This window comes from Ferrimicrobium sp., from assembly GCA_022690815.1.
Taxonomy (GTDB): Bacteria; Actinomycetota; Acidimicrobiia; order Acidimicrobiales; family Acidimicrobiaceae; genus Ferrimicrobium.
In genome coordinates, this window is record JALCZJ010000003.1 from 61,069 (window position 1) to 76,674 (window position 15,606).

The 15,606-nt window shown below is 57.8% G+C and carries 12 protein-coding genes; 7 read left to right on the top strand and 5 right to left on the bottom strand.

Features of this window, described 5'->3' with window-relative positions; translation table 11 throughout:
- Positions 1-69: 69 nt before the first annotated feature.
- Together MP439_01615 and MP439_01620 are read right to left on the bottom strand one after the other, a co-directional pair.
- Positions 70-1,305, bottom strand: coding sequence for an MFS transporter (locus tag MP439_01615; GenBank protein MCI2974761.1), 1,236 nt, complete (start codon positions 1,303-1,305; stop codon positions 70-72).
- 85 nt (positions 1,306-1,390) lie between these two features.
- Positions 1,391-1,777, bottom strand: coding sequence for a PPOX class F420-dependent oxidoreductase (locus MP439_01620; GenBank protein ID MCI2974762.1), 387 nt, complete (start codon positions 1,775-1,777; stop codon positions 1,391-1,393).
- Between the two features lie 31 nt (positions 1,778-1,808).
- On the opposite strand from MP439_01620, the gene MP439_01625 reads away from it, so the two are divergent.
- Both MP439_01625 and MP439_01630 read left to right on the top strand, forming a co-directional pair.
- The gene (locus tag MP439_01625; GenBank protein MCI2974763.1) at positions 1,809-2,642 is read left to right on the top strand and encodes an aminotransferase class IV; all 834 of its coding nucleotides are present in this window, start codon (positions 1,809-1,811) and stop codon (positions 2,640-2,642) included.
- Positions 2,643-2,652: 10 nt separating this feature from the next.
- Positions 2,653-3,609 carry an XdhC family protein gene (locus MP439_01630; protein MCI2974764.1) on the top strand — a complete coding sequence of 319 codons (957 nt, stop codon included), beginning with the start codon at positions 2,653-2,655 and terminating at the stop codon, positions 3,607-3,609.
- 115 nt (positions 3,610-3,724) lie between these two features.
- On the opposite strand, the gene MP439_01635 is transcribed toward MP439_01630, so the two are convergent.
- Both MP439_01635 and MP439_01640 read right to left on the bottom strand, forming a co-directional pair.
- Positions 3,725-5,308 (bottom strand): acyl-CoA dehydrogenase family protein, encoded by a 1,584-nt coding sequence (locus MP439_01635; protein ID MCI2974765.1) that lies wholly within the window; start codon positions 5,306-5,308, stop codon positions 3,725-3,727.
- A 95-nt stretch (positions 5,309-5,403) separates the two neighbouring features.
- The gene (locus tag MP439_01640; protein ID MCI2974766.1) at positions 5,404-6,981 is read right to left on the bottom strand and encodes a gamma-glutamyltransferase; all 1,578 of its coding nucleotides are present in this window, start codon (positions 6,979-6,981) and stop codon (positions 5,404-5,406) included.
- 268 nt (positions 6,982-7,249) lie between these two features.
- Between MP439_01640 and ald the strand changes: the two genes are divergently transcribed.
- The 3 genes from ald to MP439_01655 all read left to right on the top strand — a co-directional run bounded on the left by ald (position 7,250) and on the right by MP439_01655 (position 11,016).
- On the top strand, positions 7,250-8,305 hold the full coding sequence (ald, locus tag MP439_01645; GenBank protein MCI2974767.1) for an alanine dehydrogenase: 1,056 nt from the start codon (positions 7,250-7,252) through the stop codon (positions 8,303-8,305).
- A 31-nt stretch (positions 8,306-8,336) separates the two neighbouring features.
- Positions 8,337-9,686, top strand: coding sequence for an FAD-binding oxidoreductase (locus MP439_01650; protein MCI2974768.1), 1,350 nt, complete (start codon positions 8,337-8,339; stop codon positions 9,684-9,686).
- Positions 9,687-9,753: 67 nt separating this feature from the next.
- A complete protein-coding gene (locus tag MP439_01655; protein MCI2974769.1) occupies positions 9,754-11,016 on the top strand; it encodes an aminotransferase class III-fold pyridoxal phosphate-dependent enzyme in 1,263 nt (420 codons plus the stop codon).
- 377 nt (positions 11,017-11,393) lie between these two features.
- Here the strand turns inward: MP439_01655 and MP439_01660 are convergent, their stop codons facing one another.
- Positions 11,394-12,827 carry a gamma-aminobutyraldehyde dehydrogenase gene (locus MP439_01660; GenBank protein MCI2974770.1) on the bottom strand — a complete coding sequence of 478 codons (1,434 nt, stop codon included), beginning with the start codon at positions 12,825-12,827 and terminating at the stop codon, positions 11,394-11,396.
- A 478-nt stretch (positions 12,828-13,305) separates the two neighbouring features.
- On the opposite strand from MP439_01660, the gene MP439_01665 reads away from it, so the two are divergent.
- Both MP439_01665 and MP439_01670 read left to right on the top strand, forming a co-directional pair.
- On the top strand, positions 13,306-13,857 hold the full coding sequence (locus MP439_01665) for an Lrp/AsnC family transcriptional regulator (GenBank protein ID MCI2974771.1): 552 nt from the start codon (positions 13,306-13,308) through the stop codon (positions 13,855-13,857).
- Positions 13,858-14,168: 311 nt separating this feature from the next.
- Positions 14,169-15,530, top strand: coding sequence for an aspartate aminotransferase family protein (locus MP439_01670; GenBank protein MCI2974772.1), 1,362 nt, complete (start codon positions 14,169-14,171; stop codon positions 15,528-15,530).
- Positions 15,531-15,606: the final 76 nt, after the last annotated feature.

The following is a 15,606-nucleotide window of genomic DNA, read 5'->3' on the forward strand; positions in this document are numbered from 1 at the left end:
CTGCTTGAGGAGGTCTCTGGTGTCTGGCTGTTCATGTCCAGCCGATGCATGGAGCGGCCGTGCAGCTGATTATTCGTTGCTATCGGAGATGTTCGCAGATTGCAATCGAGTCCCCCAAAGCACAACGAGGGCAGCCACAACAAAGGTCATTGCCATCAAAAGGAAGGCGGCCCGAAAACCGCCGTCGGTGACGGTAATTCCGATGATGGCGATCCACAGCGCCCCTATCGATTGGGAGACGGTAAAGAAGATGCCAAAGGCGGCTCGTGACATGCCAAGCGGTAGGTAGTCGGCGAAGACTGTCTGGCGTAACGAGAGTTCAGAGTAGGAGAAGATGCCGATCGCGACCCCGACGAGCGCAAGCCCAAACAGACCTCGTCCGATCAGGACAAAGAGCATCAGTGCTGCTGCTCCAAGACCATAGTTGGCGATCAACACCACCTTGTGGTTGGTGCGATCGGCAATTGAACCCATGAGGATGGGACCGACCACAGCTCCTGCGTAGAGCAGGGTCAAGATAACAGTGAGGCCTAAGGCCGACAGATGTAACGAGGTGTGAAGATAACCAGGGGTGTAAACGCCGACGATCCCGATACCCTGGCCCCCTGCGGCGATAGTGCCGGCAAGCAGCAATGCGAAGATGGGGCGCTGACGCATCAGGGATCGTAGCCGGTGCCAGAAGCTGTCCTGGGGTCCCTGATTCGTGGTATCGCTAGGCTCTTGCAACCGGTGCCAGGGAGATGGCAACCAGAGCGCGACGACCACAATGGTGGTGGCCAGAAGGATCGAGAGGGCCCAGAAGGCGGCACGCCAGCCGTAGGCAACGATGATGGATGGCATGACAAGAGGAGCTAGCAGCGTACCAAGGTTGCCAGCGGTGACATGCCAGCTCAGTGTCGTTCCGCGTTTGGTCGGATAGCGACTGGCCAGATAGGCCCCACCAACGGGATGTTGTGGCCAGCCCGCGCCCGATTGTATGAGCCGACCTGCCATGAAGACGTAGATGCCGGGAGCGATCGCTGCGATTACCGCCCCGATCATCGACCCGATATTTTGGATAGTGAACAGCACGCGGGCCGAGGTCCGTCGTATGACCAGTGAGAGCGCCTGTAGCGCGCTACCGACGATTGCGGCGATCGAGAGGAGAATACCCACAGTGGCATAGGTCGTGTGGAAGGCGATCAAGACGTACGGGATTGCAATGCCGAGGGACGCAATGTAGGCATGCTGGCCGGCGTGAGACCATCCGACAACGATAAGGTCTCGAAGACGCCGTCGATCGTCGTGTCGTGTCGAGGAACTCATATCGTTTCGGGTGTAAAGACGACGTTGGTTAGGTGCGAGGAGCGATTAGCTGAGGTCAGTTGGCGATCGAAGAGAACCCGTGATCTCAATCGACGACCCGGGTCCGCTGGGGCGTGATCTTAAGAATGACTCGCTCTGTTTCGATGTCGCCAGCAAAGGCTTGCCCGGTGTATTTTTGTGCGAGCTGTTCAAGCTGTTGGTCTGCGGTGGAGCCAGTGATCGTAGCGGTCACGACTCCTCTCGCTTCCACATAATGGTATGGGTTGTCGCGGTCCCACAGCAGTACCGTTACATTTGGCTGGCGCGTAATGTTGTGGAATTTGGCTCTCCCTACCTCAGTGTTGATGAGGAGATGTTCGTGATCGCAATCGACCCACATGACCGAGGATTGGGCCTGGCCCTGTGGAGTTAGGGTGGTGAGTACTGCGAAGTTTGGTCCGTGGGCGAGCTGTTCAAGGGCTGGATCGAGCATACCACTAGGATAACCCAAGGAGGTCAAAGCCATGGCAGTTGTATGGATTGACGGATATCTTCAGGATGCCGACACCGCGGGGGTTCCCATTGTCGATCATGGTCTGGTGTGTGGCGATGGTGCATTTGAGACCCTGGTGGTTGTCGGCGGTCAGCCGTTTGCCCTGACGCGTCACCTCGATCGACTCGCTCGCACGGCAGATGGCATGGGCCTCCCCCTCCCCCCGATTGCTAGCCTCCGAGAGGGTGTCGTCGAGCTCATCGATCGTAATCGTTTGGTGACGGCTAAAATTCGGATCACCTACACCGCCGGCAACGCGGGCCTCGGCTCGGGTCGGCCGCCGTCCATGCAGCCGCGGTCGGTGATTGCGTCCGAGGAGATCACGCTGGAGCCAGCGACTACGAGGCTTGCCCTCGCTCCTTGGCCACGCAACGAGCGTGGAGTGCTCGCTGGACTGAAGACCACCTCGTATGCCGAGAACGTTGTCGCCTTGGCCTGGGCCCTCGAACGCGGGGCTAACGAGGTTCTGTTCGCCAATACCGTTGGCAATCTCTGTGAGGGCTCCGGTTCGAATCTTTTTGTGGTTCGCGATGGTCGCGTCGTGACACCACCGCTGAGTGCAGGTTGTTTGGCAGGCGTCACCCGTGATCTCGTGATCGAGGGAATTGGTGCCATGGAAGAGGATATCCCAGCCGCTGTGCTGGCGGATGCCTCTGTTGCAGAGGTCTTCGTGACCTCCACGTTGCGGATGGTGCAAGGTGTCGCCGAAATCGACGGTCGCCGTTTTCAAGGGGCTCCGGGACCGGTAACCCAGAAGGCGCAGGGATACTTCGCTGAGCTGATGCGCGATCGCATAGACCCATAGAGGTGAGATTATGACCTTTGAAGAGTTGAGTCCGCTCCAGCAGGCTGGGCCTGCTTCCGATGCCGCGGTGATGCGCCTCTATGAAATAACGGGTTTCGGTGGCGGTGATCGCGCGAGTGACTTCATGGTGGCGATAGGTGATCACTACGTCGGTGCCGTGCTGGCTCCACAGCTATCGCAGCGATTGGTCGCTGGCGATGGATCCTCTCGACCTCGGAGTGTGATTGGCGAGATTGGCGACCCTGAGGCCGTCGCAAGTGGACTCGCTTGTGGCGGGACGGTTCGCGTGATAGTACATCCATGGAGTTGGGTGAGCGACATGGTCCGATACCTCGTCGCTCGTCGCCCCTTCGCGCTGGTGACTCATGTCGATGCCGAACTCTGCCCGGTTTCGGTTACGGTCGTCGGTCCGGGTGATCGGGTAGAGAGTCAGGCGGTTGACGCTGCGCTCGCCCTCTTGGCGCGGGGGCGTAGCGGCGTGAGTGTCGTTGAATTTGACGACCAGCGCTATCATCTCCAATGCTTTGTGCCGAGCTCAAGACTGGTGGTGATCGGTGGGGGAGCCCTCGCCGGGGCGCTTTGCGAACAAGGGGCGTTGCTGGGTTTTGAGACAGTGGTGCTCGACAAAGAGGGTCCAATTCCGATCTTGGGACCAGCCGACGGCGTCGTTGTTCTCGACCATGATCACGATCGGGTGACCCCAATCCTTGAAGACCTGTTGCGCAACACCGAGGTGGACTACGTTGGATCCCTGGGATCGAGGGGCACACAGGCCGAACGACGACGACGACTCGCCGATGTTGGTCTCGAAGATGAGCTTGCGCGGATCTATGGACCCGCTGGGCTCGATATTGGTTCACGAACGAGTGCTGAGACCGCGATGGCGATCATCGCCGAGTTTGTCAGCGTGCAACGTGGGCGCTCTGCGATAAGCCTGCGCAGCGTAGACGGCCCAATCAACGGTTGATGTCGATCGCGGTCAAAGCGAGTGATGGTCATCTCGGTGGACGGATCTTGGCTGACAGATCCCCATTAGCAGTGTCAGGATAGTTCAACGCCCGTGACTCATCGTCGGCTGTTGACTATTGGCAGTTGAGTTGCAGGGCTTCGGGGAGGCGCCATGTCGGCAACGTCCCTGTCTGGAGATAACTCCAGCGCAGTGCCGCGACATCTTCGAGCTCAGGTACGAGCGAAGCGAATCGGCCGAGTGCCGCAATCTCAAGACACTGTCCTAGCGCTGCGAGTGCTTCTTTGAAGTGCCAGGGTTCACCGTTAAAATTACCGATTGCCTGTTCCGCCTGCTTGAGAACCATCGACCGCAGTGAGTCGGGAACCCAAGTGCCCAGAAGATGGCGAATACCGTTGGCCGCCTCCGGATGACGGATGACTTCTGCGGCATCGAGCGCATGGATGTTGGAGCTACCCTCCCAGATCGGCAAGACGAGTGCCTCACGATGCCAGCGAGCGATCGCAAAGTCCTCGAGGAACCCAAGGCCACCGAAACACTCAAGTGCCTGTTGCGTGATGGAGATGGCGTGTTGGGCGGTGTGAGTCTTGGTGGCGTGGCTGAGCAGACGCAACACGAGGTAGTCGGGATCGTTGCGATCAGTAAAGTCATAGCTTGAGGCAAAGGAGATGGCACCCAAGAGCGCGAGCGCGGTGATGCCAAGATGGGCCAGGCGCATGGTGAGCAAGTCTCGCGAGAAAAGCGCGTGTTGGGCAAGCTGGGCTCCGAATGCACTCCTGCGGTCACCGCGTATTGTGGCTTCGATTGTGGCGATCCTTGCGACGCCCGCGCTGGCTATGGCGTTGGCTATACGGGCGAGCGTGAGGCTTTGGAGGACACGATAGATACCATCGTTGGCACCAGCCAACAGGATTGCGGGAGTCTCGTCGAGTTCGACCTCTCCGGTTGGGATGGCTCTGGTGCCGAGCTTCGATTTGAGTCGCCGAACGGTGAAGCTTGGACCTTGTTCGCTGGCATCGCGGTCCACAAGAAAGAGATGGAGGTCGCGCAGAGACGTTGCGCCGTCGGGATAGGCGCTCGTGAGGGCGAGATCGGTCATTCCAGCGCCACTGGCAAAGTATTTGTCGCCGCTAAAGAGCTGCCAGCCATTCGCGGTTCGCCTTCCTCGAGTGCGACTTGCTGCAAGGTCGCTTCCGGCATGCGTCTCGGTAAACCAGGTCCCACCCCAGCTGGGACCCTTCGTCAGCCGTTGCAGATACTTCCCTGGCGATGGGTGCAGGAGCCCTAGTGCATTGGCGACCTGCGTCGAAAGCGTGAGGAGGCAGTAGAACCCAGGATCGGCGATCAAGTAGCCCTGAAGGAAATGTCCGACAAAGCCCGCAGTTCTTTGCCATGTGTCGATGACGTCACGGAGCTGTTCGTAGATGGCGCGATGGGCATGAGTGAGTCGTGCCTGGTCAATGCGGTTGCCATCGAGATCGTGGCTGATGAGCTCCACCGAAGAGTTGTGATCAATATCGTTGCCGACTGGTAGCAGCTGATCACCAACGAATTGGCCAAGCTCGGTCAGTTCGGACCGAAAGGCATCAGGAACGATACCGGTGGTTATCTTGACGACGGCAGGATCCACGGTGTAGTGGTTGATTCCGACGCTGTAGCTCAAAGGGCTGGTGATGGCTGGTACGGCTCTGATCCCCATGGTGTCAACCGTACTCGGCTTTTGCCGACGCTGCTCGCCAAGATGAACCAGTTTCAGCGAAGTCGATCGCGACCGCGGTCGATCCCAACGTGTGGTCAGTAGCCAGCGATACCAACCGCTTCTGAGCGCGGATCCGAGGCGGTGATCCAGCCGCTTACGTGTCGAATGCTCAGATGTGCCACCCCAGACTCTGAGGCGAATGCAGGGGTTTGTGCGATTGGCCCCAGTTGCTCCTTGAGTTCTGCTAGGACCGAGGGTTCGAGATGCTCTTCGATCGTAAGGAGCGGTTTGTCGTTGCCATCAAAGGTATCAAAACCCGATAGCTCGTTCGACGAGGGGGAGCTAAAGGCAAAGCGCGGCTGAATGAGCGCATCGCTGGGTCCGAGTCCGTCGCGAAGTGCCGCGGTAACGACCTGGGCTAGGATGCTTGGCTGTCGATCCCCTCCCATGGTCCCGGCCAGCATCGCGAGTTCGCCACTCTTGGTTTGGGCGATGATAGGTGCGAGTGAATGGCGTGGACGCTTTCTTGGTGCAAGCTCGTTGGCATCACCGGATATGAGGTTGAACCCTACTGCCCCCCGATCATGGATAAAGATGTTGGTGTCTGGGGTGGCGAGTCGTGAGCCAAAGGCGTGTCCATTTGATTGGACAATGACGACGCCCAGCCCAGTCTCGTCGATTGCGGTGATGGCCGTCGTGTCAGGACCAGCGGCGATCGTTTTGGTGCGCGGGGTGGAGGCAGGGACGGTACCGTCCAACACCGCCTTGAGATCGCTTGTATCATGATGGTAGGCACGCATCCATGAGGTGGTGACGAAGGCATTGATCAGGCTGGCATACCAGTCTGGGGTACCGACCTTGGTCGGCATGGCGTCGAGTTTTGCCAAGGCCCCGAGAATGAGGTACCCGGCGCTTGGCGCCGGATTTGTTGAGAGTGTGTGTCCAAAGATCGTGGCCGTCAATGGATCGGCAAACCTTGCGATCGGGGTAGCAAGGTCGTCAGGGCGAAAGACGCCCTCGCCCAGCTTCATGAGTTCGGCGCCGAACTCGCCGGCGTAAAACCCTTCTCGACCGAGTTTTGCGATTGCCGCGAGCGTACGGGCTACCCCTGGACGCCGAACAATTGGTGTTGGGGTAGCTGTCCTTGCGAGAAAGGCGCTGAGAGGTTCGCCGGACGCAAACCCGCGGAGCTGCGCATAATTCCTTTGAAGACGAGGTGACGCAGGGAAGCCATCGTTAGCGTAGCCGATCGCGTTATCCACTACCTGATCGAAGCGAAGTTTGCCAAACTTGTGATGCAAGGCAAGCCATCCATCGACGGCGCCTGGCACCGTCAGTGCGCCGAGACACGAGCGAGGTATTGATTGATGTCCCTCGGCCCGTACTGCATCGGCGGAGGCTCCTGCACCTGCATGTCCTATCGCCTGCAGCGATTGGACCTGGGCAGGTCCTCTCGCTGAGGGCGGAGAGAAAATAAGCGCGACCAGATCACCCCCGAGGCCACACTGGTCGGGCGCGGTGACTGATAAGACAGCATTGGCGCCAATGGCGGCATCGACAGCGGATCCGCCCTGACGCAAAAGGTCAATCGCAGCTTGGGACGCAAGCGGGTCAATCGAGGAGACTGCTGCCCGAGGGAATGGCTGGCTAAATGATGGTGAAAAGTACGACACTGGCCCTTAGAATAGCTTTTATAGCCCCTTCATTCGTCTCCTGCCTCCACCTTTGTGCGTTCGGTCAGCTGGTACCATGAGGAAAACCGTGATTTTTGGAGATTTCGCTATTGAATCGATCGAATGGATTAGGGTTTTTGCGGGAATCGCTTGCACCCCTGGAGGAGATGTTCTAGCATAGGAGTGGGTTAATTAGCGCTCGCGTTTTCCCGCGATGGCTGCTGTCGTCAGCGATAGCTGTCGCCTCAAGTGATGAAGGAGTAAGTGAATGGTTCAGTCGATCGGTCTTCCCAAGGAGATTAAGGACGGGGAGCGTAGGGTCGCTCTAGACCCGTCAGCCGTCAAGTCTTGTGTGCAGGCGGGCTTCGACGTCTGGGTGGAGACAAATGCCGGGGTCGGTGCGGGCTTTGCGAACGCAGACTACGAGGCGGTTGGTGCCAAGATCGCGCCGAATGCCAAAGAGACATGGGCAGCCGACCTCGTAGTGAAGGTCAAGGAGCCACAAGAGTCGGAGTGGGGTTATTTCCGCAAGGACCTTACCCTGTTCGCCTATCTCCATCTGGCGGCCGAACCAGCTCTCGCCAAAGCCTTGATCGATAGTGGGATCGATGCTTTTGCCTACGAGACACTTGAGGAGAAGGGCGGTCTTCCGCTACTCGCACCGATGAGCGAGGTCGCTGGGCGTACGGCTGCTATCGTTGGGGCGCACTATCTTGCTAACGGCTCCGGAGTACTCCTCGGGGGATCTGCTGGCGTACCTCCTGCGCGAGTGGTCGTCATCGGTATGGGCGTTGCAGGCACGATGGCAGCACGGGGCGCTCGAGGAATGGACGCCGAGGTGACTGGCGTGGACATCGATCTACACAGGCTCTATATGGCACAACAAGAGGGAACGATTACCGCCACGCTTGCAAGCTCGGAGCATGCCATCAGCCAGGCTGTTAAGGATGCCGACCTCGTGGTGGGCGCAGCGTTGGTCACCGGCGCAAAGGCCCCGAAACTCGTGTCACGTGACCATGTGGCCAGCATGAAGCCTGGTTCGGTGATCGTCGACTTGGCGATTGACCAGGGTGGTTGCATCGAGACGTCACGACCCACCTCACATTCGAATCCGATCTATGAGGAGCTCGGGGTGATCCACTACTGCGTGACCAACGTGCCTGGTCAATACCCCAGAACTGCATCAAGGGCCCTGTCAGCAGCGGTTGCTCCGAAGCTTGTGCGACTTGCTCGGGACCCCAAGGATCCCGCATTGCAAGGGTCACTCAACGTTGCCAAGGGAGCGATCGTGCACCCTGTCGTCGCGGCTGCTCTCGGTAAGTAGTCGCCGAGACCGAGTGGGAGAGCGATAGCTCGTGGTCACGTTACCGAGTTTTTGGCTTCGCCAGCTTGGTGAACAGAGGCTGCGGGCTTCGCTTTGCTCACCGCTCGATCTTGATGTAGCTATCGTTGGTGGAGGGTTGACTGGGTTGTGGACTGCGCGGTACCTTGCCGAGCGTGACCCTAATCTTCGGATCGCCGTCTTCGAGCGATCGTTTGCTGGCTTTGGAGCGTCGGGGCGCAACGGTGGCTGGGTTTCAGCCTTGTTCCCCGTGTCCTTATCCAAGGTGCGGTCTCTGTACGGTGATTCGCTCGCCGTCGAGTTGCGTGACGCACTTGCGGCCACGGTCGATGAGGTCGCTCAACAGGTCAAGGATCTTGCGATCGATTGTGATTTCGTCAAGGCAGGGACCCTGCTTTTGGCCCGTGATCGGGTCCAGTGGCGACGCTTGCAAGGCGAGGCTGGATCAGGTGCTACCGTACTCGATGCTCGTGGTGTCGAGCGCCGTCTCAAAGCCAGCCAGGTCATCGGTGGCCTTTACGAGCCTCAATGCGCCACCGTGCAACCCGCCAAGCTCGTGCGGGGCCTTGCTGATCGTGTTGAGGAGCTTGGGGTGCGCATCTATGAACAGACCGAGGTCAGTGACGTTGGTGATCACGTTTTGTTGGCCAATGGATTGCGTGTCAAGGCTGATGCTATTGTGGTGGCCACGGAGTCTTATACCGCTCAATTCAACGATTGGCACCGACTTGTCCTACCGCTGTATTCGATGATGGTCGTCACCGCTCCGCTCAACGATCATCAATATGGAGCTATCGGGAGCCCCGAGCTCGGTTTGAGTTTTGCCGACGAGAGGAATTTGGTAGTCTACGGGCAGATCACCTCCGATCGGAGGATCGCCTTTGGGGGTCGAGGTGCACCCTACGGCTATGGATCTGCCATCCTTCCTGCCCCCCAGCAGGGGAAGGGTATGCGCGCGAGGCTCGAGGCGACCGTTCGCGAGCTGTTCCCTGAGATAAGCGATGTGGCCTTTGACGACTTTTGGGGCGGGACGTTGGGCGTTTCGCGGGATTGGTTCCCACGGATGGAGGTTGAGGCCAATGGAGGGCCGATCAAGGTATATGGCTATGCGGGTGACGGGGTGGCGATGACAAACTTCATGGGCCGATTGGTGGCACAACAGTTGGTCTCGCCAACGTCGCTCCCACCAGTTAGCCAGGTCTTTCGCCGTCCACCGCGCCTTTGGGAGCCAGAGCCCTTGCGATATCTTGGTATCAACACTGGGCTCGCGATGACTCAGTTTGTGGATGTTTTGGAGCACCGAGGTTTGCCGGTCGCCTCGCTTGATACGCTTCGGCGTGCATTGATCGGTCAACTGGGTTAGACCCAGCCGAGAGAAGTATCGAGAGATTTGGGATAGGGTCATTGACGAAGATGCAACAGGAGGAGATATGGCACATTTAGCACCGGTATGGTCGAAGTTGACCCCACTCACCGTCGTTCGCGGGGAGGGGGCAGTTGTTTTTGATGTTGAAGGGACGAGCTACCTTGACGCGACGTCCGGTATCGCCGTGACCTCGACGGGACACAGCCATCCAAAAGTGGCCAAAGCCATCGCTGACCAGGCTCAGCAGTTCATTCACGCTCAGGTGAACATCTATACGCATCACCGACTTCAGGAGTTGGCTGATCGCTTGGAAAGAATTACGCCAGACGGGATCGACACCTTCTTCTTCTCGAATTCAGGAGCCGAGGCAACCGAGGCGGCCGTCAAGCTCGCTCGTCAGTACACCAAGCGAACGAATGTGATTGTATTCCAAGGTAGCTTTCATGGACGCACAGCGCAGGCGATGGCTATGACGACCTCGAGGACTGGCTATCGAGCTGGTTATCAACCGCTTCCAAGCGGAGTGTTCGTCTCGCTATTCCCTGGGTTCCCAAGGGCGGGTGGTGCTGATGGAGCGAGCCTCCAAGAGGCTATCGACTACCTCGACTACTTGTTGGCGGCCCAAACTGCTCCTAGCGAGACGGCAGCCATGGTGATCGAACCGGTACTCGGTGAGGGTGGTTACTTACCTGCGCCTGCTGAGTTTTTGCTGGCCATTCGTGAGCGTTGCAGCCGTCATGGGATTCTGTTTGTCGCAGACGAGGTTCAGACGGGCTTTGGTCGTACTGGAAAGATGTTCGCGGTACAGCACGCCGGGGTGACCCCAGATATCTTGGTGATGGCCAAGGGCATCGCCTCTGGCTTCCCCTTCTCTGGCATTGGATCCTCCTACGACATTATGAAGGAGTGGACAGTCGGTAGCCACGGTGGAACGTATGGTGCCAACCCGATCGGTGTGGCGGCAGCCATCGCGACCATTGATGTTATCGAGGATGAGGGCTTGGTAGAGAATGCGGCGAAGCGCGGGGCTCAGCTAGAAGCGGGGTTACGAAAGGTTGCTGAGTCACACAAGGAGATCGGGAAGATTCGTGCACTCGGCCTGATGGTTGGGGTCGAGATTGTCGATCCGGTGACTGGCGCACCGGATGCCACAAGAACGTCAGCGATCCTTGCCGAGTTGTTCTCGACGCACCGAATCATCGCGATGAATGCAGGCACTTTTGGCAACATCATCCGATGGATGCCTCCGCTGATCGTTACTGAAGAACAGATTGCAACCATCCTTGACGGATTTAATGCTTCGGTGGAGGCGACAGCACACCGCTAGATCAGGCTTGCTCTCTTGGGCTGGTTGCTGGGTACGCCAAGCCTTGCACCGGTTCGGGCGCGGTAGCAGTTTGATCTATCGCCGAGCGAATGAGCAGCCAATAGGTACCGTTTAGTACTTGTGGGTCCATCTGGTGACTAGGTGCGCCACACATGGTGTGGGTCACCTCGAGTAGGTTCGTCTTTTGGGTAGGGTGCGCCCTTAGGCGTGTATTGCCGGTCGATGGCTTGGATCGCCGGGGCGCCGTCCCTGATAGTCTTCGCGGATGGCGTAGAACAGGACGGGTGTTGTTGGCGGGAATCTAGCCAAAGGGGGCCTCTACAGATTTGTCGAGGCCCCCTTTGGGCTGTTAGGGGGATGAAGGGACGAGCTGGTCGCTAGTCCTTGCCGATATAGCTCATCACGTGCTTGATGCGGGTGTAGTCCTCAAACCCATACATTGACAGGTCTTTTCCGTATCCAGAGTGCTTGAAGCCTCCGTGCGGCATCTCTCCGACGATCGGAATATGGGTATTAATCCAAACGGCACCGAAGTCTAGGCTCCGCGAAACTCGCATCGCGGTTCCATGGTCGCGCGTCCAGATGCTCGAAGCAAGGCCATACTCTACGTCGTTTGCGAGTCGGATTGCCTCTTCTTCGGTGTCGAAAGTCTGGACGGTAATGATCGGGCCAAAGATCTCACTTTGAATGATCTCGTCGTCTTGGCGGAGGTTATCAACCACGGTGGCAGGAAAGAAGTATCCGTTACGATCTAGTTGAGCACCGCCCGCGGTTACTGTTGCGTGATCGGGAAGGCGTCCGACCAGCCCTAGGATGCGATCGTACTGATTCACGTTGTTTAGAGGGCCAAAGTAGGCGTCCTCTTCTGAAGGGGAACCGACCTTGGTGTCGGCTGCGACCTTTGACAGCGCCTCGACAAAAGCGTCGTGTGCGCCACGTTGTACGAGAACGCGAGCAGCCGCGGTGCAGTCTTGGCCTGCGTTGAAGTAGCCTGCTCCAGCGATCCCCTCAGCAGCGCGGGCGATGTCCGCGTCGTTAAAGACAACGACAGGGGCGTTGCCACCGAGTTCGAGGTGGACTCGTTTGACGTCGGCGGCAGCGGCGGTAGCAACTTCACGCCCAGCGCGCAGCGAGCCGGTGATGGCGACGAGTTGAGGGATTTTGTGACTCACGAGGAGACGGCCGGTATCTCGGTCGCCGAGGACGACGTTAAAGACGCCTGGAGGAAAGATTTCTCCGATAAGACGGGCCAGAATCGTGGAGCTCGCCGGGGTTGTGTCGGAGGGCTTCAATACGAGGGTGTTGCCGGCTGCCAAGGCGGGGCCAATTTTCCAGATGGCCATCATCATCGGGTAGTTCCAGGGTGTGACTGCAGCACAAACGCCGATTGGTTCTCTGCGGATATAAGACGTGTGGTTCGCCATGTATTCGCCAGCGCTCTTGCCTTCGAGGTTTCGAGCTGCTGCTCCAAAGAATCGAATCTGATCGGCCATGGGAGGGATCTCTTCGCTCATGGTAAGGGCAACAGGCTTTCCGGTGTTGGTCGTCTCGGCCTGGACGAGCTCCTCGGCGTGCTCTTCGATGGCATCAGCGAGTCGAAACATCATAAGGCTTCGCTCGGAAGGGGTTGAATCCCTCCAGCTCTCGAACGCGGCCGCTGCGTTCTGGAATGCTTGGTCGATGTCGGCCTCTCGTGAAGCCGGCGACGTGGCATAGACCTCACCGGTTGACGGATTGACGATCTTCATCGTTTCATTGGAATGTGCCTCAACGAAGTCACCCCCGATGTAATTTTTGAACTGTTCGCTCATTGACCCTCCTCTACTTTTGGTTCGCTCGTATGGCGTCGTGAGCTGAAATCTAATGGTCTGACCGGATGCTGTTCGCACCTCTCCAATCCGATACCCTTCACCTTCACAACACAGTCGCCGCTGACCGTCGCCAGGCTGTTCGAGCGCAGAGCTGTAACTTCAGCCCGAACCTTACACTACACCATTTAGGCTGGGCTGGCGAGCGATGCGAAGGATTTCGCAGAATTATGGTTAAAAAATTGCGCTTTCGGTTGACGAAGCCGGATTTATGGATAAGAATAGTTGGAAGGATCGGTCCGAATTCGATTGACGTCGATCGATGCCCCCCGAGTTTGGGCGTCGGTATCGTTCAAGATGTCATCCGATGGAGACGTGATTGGGTTGAGACTTGATTTGGTGCGTACGTCGTGAGTGAGGTGAGCGGTACCAGGCAGTTGCGGTCGAGCGGAGGTTGTGAAGGTGTCAAGGGGGTAAGCCAATGGTAGATCGGGGCGGGGCCGATAGAGCGGAGCGTACGTTTCCGCTCATTCGAGGACAGGGTTTACCGGCGGTCCGCGAGATGGGCGCGGCGAACCCACCGACGATGAACCTCGACGAAACATCAAAGCGGCTGATCGAGCTCCTGCAGGAGGATGGAAGGGCGTCATATGCGGCGCTCGCAAAGGTAGTAGGGCTTTCCGAGGCCGCTGTTCGTCAGCGAGTCCAACGTCTTATCGACAACGGAGTCATGCAAATCGTGGCGGTGACCGATCCCACCAGAGTGGGGTTTATGCGTCAAGCCATGATTGGGCTCAAGGTGGCTGGCAACCTCTCGTCGGTTGCCCAGCGATGCGCAGCGTTGCCGGAGGTCGATTATGTCGTGATTGCGGCTGGTAGGTACGACCTTCTTCTTGAGGTGGTTTGTGAGAACGACGAGCACCTGCTCGAGCTCATGAGTGATCGAATTCGCACGCTAGAGGGGGTGGTTTCGACTGAAGTAAATGTCTACTTGCGATTGGAGAAGCAGACCTATAGTTGGGGAACGCGCTGAGGCCTTGTTAAAGGATGCTCGACGGAAATGTCAACTACTGGTAACCTAACAGCGACATGCGTTGCCTACTCTGACACTTTCAGCTGACGTCGAGAGGTTAAGGTTTGGATAGGTTTGGTCGCAACCCATATGTGAGTGTGTTTGGTCGTGAACAGGAGGCGGCTTCGCTGCATGTGCGGCGCTGCTTGCGAGGTATGGCACCTCTGGTGCCGGTGAGGTATGGCACCTCTGGTGCCGGTGAGGTATGGCACCTCTGGTGCTCATAAGATGTGGCACCCGTGGTGCCCAGAGAAGGAAAAGGAAAAGGAAATATGAATACAGACGAACTTTCAGATTCAGCGCGTCAGCATCTTTGGATGCATTTTACGAGGATGTCCTCGTATGCCGACCACGAGGTTCCGGTGATGGTCCGGGGCCAGGGGCCGTATGTCTATGACAGTCGGGGTAAGCGATATCTTGATGGGCTTGCAGGCCTCTTCGTCGTCCAGGTGGGACATGGACGCACCGAGTTGGCGGAGGCGGCGGCCAAGCAGGCGAGTGAGCTCGCTTATTTCCCTTTGTGGAGTTATGCGCATCAACCCGCGGTGGAGCTAGCGGACCGGTTGGCCTCTATTGCTCCCGGTGATATCAACCGGGTGTTCTTTACGACCGGTGGCTCTGAAGCGGTCGAGTCGGCTTGGAAGCTTGCCCGTCAGTACTTCAAGCTCATGGGTAAGCCAGAGAAGACGAAGGTGATTTCTCGCAATCTTTCCTATCATGGAACGACTTTTGGGGCGCTCTCGTTGACTGGTCTACCAGGGATCAAGACACCGTTTGAGCCGCTGGTCCCGGGTGCGATCAAGGTACAGAATACCAACCACTATCGATGCATCGATTGCGCGATGTTGGATCAGTGCAACCTCGCCTGTGCCGACGATATTGAGCAGCGGATCGAATTCGAAGGCCCAGAGACGATTGCCGCTGTATACCTGGAGCCTGTTCAGAACGCCGGTGGCTGTTTCACTCCAGCTCCGGGGTATTTCCAGCGGGTGCGCGAAATCTGTGATAAATACGACATCTTGTTAGTTTCTGATGAGGTAATCACAGCCTTTGGGCGTCTTGGCTATTGGTTTGGCGCACAGAAGTACGGCTATCAGCCGGACATCATCACCTGCGCCAAGGGTCTGACTTCGGGCTATTCGCCAATCGGTGCCATGCTCGCCTCTGATCGGCTGATGGAGCCATTCTTGAAGGAGCAAAATAGCTTCTTGCACGGAATCACCTTTGCGGGGCATCCGGTGAGTGCCGCTGTAGCCCTTGCAAACCTCGACATCTTCGAGCGCGATCAGCTGCTTGAACATGTTCAGAGCAAGGAGGGCGAGTTCCGCGCCAAGCTTGAGACGTTGAGCGATCTTGACATCGTTGGCGATATCCGTGGCGCCGGCTTCTTCTATGGCATTGAGCTCGTCAAGGACAAGAGTACTCGTGAGACCTTCAACGATGATGAGTCCGAGCGGTTGCTGAGAGGCATCTTGACGCCGAAACTCTTTGAGCTCGGGTTGATTTGTCGTGCTGATGATCGTGGCGACCCAGTGGTGCAACTCTCACCTCCGCTGGTGTGTGAATCAGAGCAGTTTGACGAGATGGTGGCAATTCTTCGGGAGGCGTTTGAGGCTGCTCAAGCCGCTCTCTAGGCGATTGCAGTATTCGAGCTAGTCACTGCTGTTAACATTGGCGGTGGATAGGTCGGATTCAGTAGCGTCATGCACT

Coding starts and splice junctions, on each gene's coding strand:
- MP439_01630 (MCI2974764.1), top strand. CDS start 2,653: ATGACCTTTGAAGAGTTGAGTCCGCTCCAGCAGGCTGGGCCTGCTTCC.
- MP439_01660 (MCI2974770.1), bottom strand. CDS start 12,827: ATGAGCGAACAGTTCAAAAATTACATCGGGGGTGACTTCGTTGAGGCA.
- MP439_01665 (MCI2974771.1), top strand. CDS start 13,306: ATGGTAGATCGGGGCGGGGCCGATAGAGCGGAGCGTACGTTTCCGCTC.
- MP439_01625 (MCI2974763.1), top strand. CDS start 1,809: ATGGCAGTTGTATGGATTGACGGATATCTTCAGGATGCCGACACCGCG.
- MP439_01615 (MCI2974761.1), bottom strand. CDS start 1,305: ATGAGTTCCTCGACACGACACGACGATCGACGGCGTCTTCGAGACCTT.
- MP439_01620 (MCI2974762.1), bottom strand. CDS start 1,777: ATGCTCGATCCAGCCCTTGAACAGCTCGCCCACGGACCAAACTTCGCA.
- ald (MCI2974767.1), top strand. CDS start 7,250: ATGGTTCAGTCGATCGGTCTTCCCAAGGAGATTAAGGACGGGGAGCGT.
- MP439_01635 (MCI2974765.1), bottom strand. CDS start 5,308: ATGGGGATCAGAGCCGTACCAGCCATCACCAGCCCTTTGAGCTACAGC.
- MP439_01670 (MCI2974772.1), top strand. CDS start 14,169: ATGAATACAGACGAACTTTCAGATTCAGCGCGTCAGCATCTTTGGATG.
- MP439_01655 (MCI2974769.1), top strand. CDS start 9,754: ATGGCACATTTAGCACCGGTATGGTCGAAGTTGACCCCACTCACCGTC.